1 protein-coding gene is annotated in these 2,122 nt (G+C 70.1%); it reads right to left on the bottom strand.

Annotation, left to right across the window (positions count from 1 at the left end; genetic code table 11):
• Nucleotides 1-39: 39 nt before the first annotated feature.
• Nucleotides 40-2,122, bottom strand: a 2,083-nt coding sequence (locus QQJ79_RS15270) for a PAS domain-containing sensor histidine kinase (protein WP_284223782.1), incomplete at its 5' end; no start/stop codon positions are given.

The raw sequence follows: 2,122 nt of genomic DNA, 5'->3' as shown, positions 1-2,122 counted from the left end.
GCAACCGGCCGCCGCCAGGGCGACGCCCGCCGCCTGACGTCAGGCCGCGCGCGCCTGGACCTGGGCCGCCTGGGTCCCCGCCGCCTGCCCCGGCCGCCGTATCGGCAGATCGAAGCTCACCGTCGTCCCGCGTCCCGGCTCGCTCTCGATGCTCAGCGCGCCGCCATGCAGCTCGATCAGCGACTTGGTGAGGGCCAGACCCAGACCGGTGCCCTGGGTCGTCTTGGAGTGCTGGCCCTCAACCTGTTCGAACGGCCGGGCCAGCCGGTTCAGATCCTCGGGAGCGATGCCGATGCCGGTGTCGGTGACCGCCACCCGCACCCGCTCGTCGTCTTCCCGTGAGATGGCCACGACGATATGGCCGCCCTCCGGCGTGAATTTCACCGCGTTCGAAATCAGGTTCAGCACCACCTGCTTCAGGCCGCGATAGTCGGCGTCGATCTCGGGCAGGTCGGGCGCATCGACCAGCAGGTTCAGCCCCGCCTCCTCGATCTTGCCGCGCATCAGCCGGGCGGCGTCGTCGACCACCTCCTTCAGCGACACGGTCTCATAGTGCAGCGTCAGCTTGCCGGCCTCGATCTTGGCCATGTCCAGCACGTCATTGATCAGGGACAGCAGGTGCTGGCCCGACTTCAGGATGTCGGCGGCGTATCCCTTGTATTTCGGATCGCCCAGCGGCCCGAACATCTCTCCGGCCATGATCTCCGAGAAGCCGTTGATGGCGTTCAGCGGCGTGCGCAGCTCATGGCTCATATTGGCGAGGAATTCGGACTTGGCCTGGTTGGCCGCCTCCGCCCGGGTCATCGCCACCTCGTATTTCCGGGCCAGTTGCGACAGCTTCTCCTCGCGGTCCTCCAGCTCGGTGATGGTGACGTGGAGCCGTTCGGTGGCGCGCTGGCGCTCCGCCTCCTTGTGCTTGATGGCGGTGATGTCGGCCGCCGTGACCACCGAACCGCCGTCGGAGGTGAAGCGCTCCATCAGCTGCAGCCAGCGCCCGTCGTACAGCTCGATCTCGCGCGCGCCGGCCCGTCCGTCCGTCGCCGGCTGGTCCGATTTGATGGCGAGGGCGGCGATCTGGTTCAGATCCTGCTTGAAGACGCCCCGCCGCAACACGCCGGGCTCGAAGGCGAAGGCGTCCTGGAACGCCTGGTTCGAGAGGATCAGCCGCCCCTGTTTGTCGAACAGCACGAAGGCGTCCGACACGCTCTCGATGCCGTCGCGCAGCCGGCTTTCGGCGGCCTGGGCCTGGGCCTTGGCCCGGCGGGCCTCGGTGGTGTCCAGCGCCACGCCAAGCACGCTGGTGAAGCCGTCGTCGCCCCGGTCCCCGCGCGCCTGACCCCGGGCGTCGATCCAGCGCGCCCGCCCCTGGCTGTCCGGCACCGGAAAGCTGACGTCAAAGGCGCCGAAGGTCTGGGCCTGACGCAACGCGTGCAGCACCGCCTCATGATAGCGCGGATGGATCCGGGCCAGGAGTTCATCGGACGGAATCGGCCCGCTGCGATCCAGTCCCATCAGCTCGGCCATATAGTCCGAGACTGTGACCTGATCCGTCTCCGTGTCCCATTCCCAGACGCCGCAGCGAGCGGCCTCGACGGCGCCCCGGAACCGTCGCTCGGAGGCCGCCCACGCGCGGCTGATGCCCTGCTGACGGCGCTGCATCAGCAGGACCAGCAGGACCACGAAGGCGCCGATGCCGACCGGCGCGGTCAGAACCCAGGCGTCGTCCAGAAGCGCGTCCGCGCCCGTAGAGACCGGCGTCGAAGCCAGGGCGATCAGCCCGGTCCCCCCGATCGGCACGCCGGTCCGGCGGATCGACTGGTCCCCGGCGGTCACCGTCACGCCGCGCCCGTCGGCTTCAATCGGCGCCGACGCCAGACCAAGGGCGGCGCTGTCGGCCCGCGCGCTCGCCAGGACCGAGTCGGGTCCCGACAGGACCCACAGGTTCACCCCGTCGCGCGGGGCCAGCGACGGCAGCGGCGCGCGGCCGACGATCCGGGCGCCGTCCGCAAGATTTCGGGAAACGAGGATGGCGCGGCCGTCCGCGGACAGGCGGGGGCGTCCCTCGGCCGAGGCGAAGACGCGGTTGTTGTCGCCCGCCGCCGCCAGGACGCGACCGTCGGCT

Source organism: Brevundimonas denitrificans, from assembly GCF_030160755.1.
Classification (GTDB): Bacteria; Pseudomonadota; Alphaproteobacteria; order Caulobacterales; family Caulobacteraceae; genus Brevundimonas; species Brevundimonas denitrificans.
This window is presented reverse-complemented; position numbering and strand designations above follow the sequence as displayed.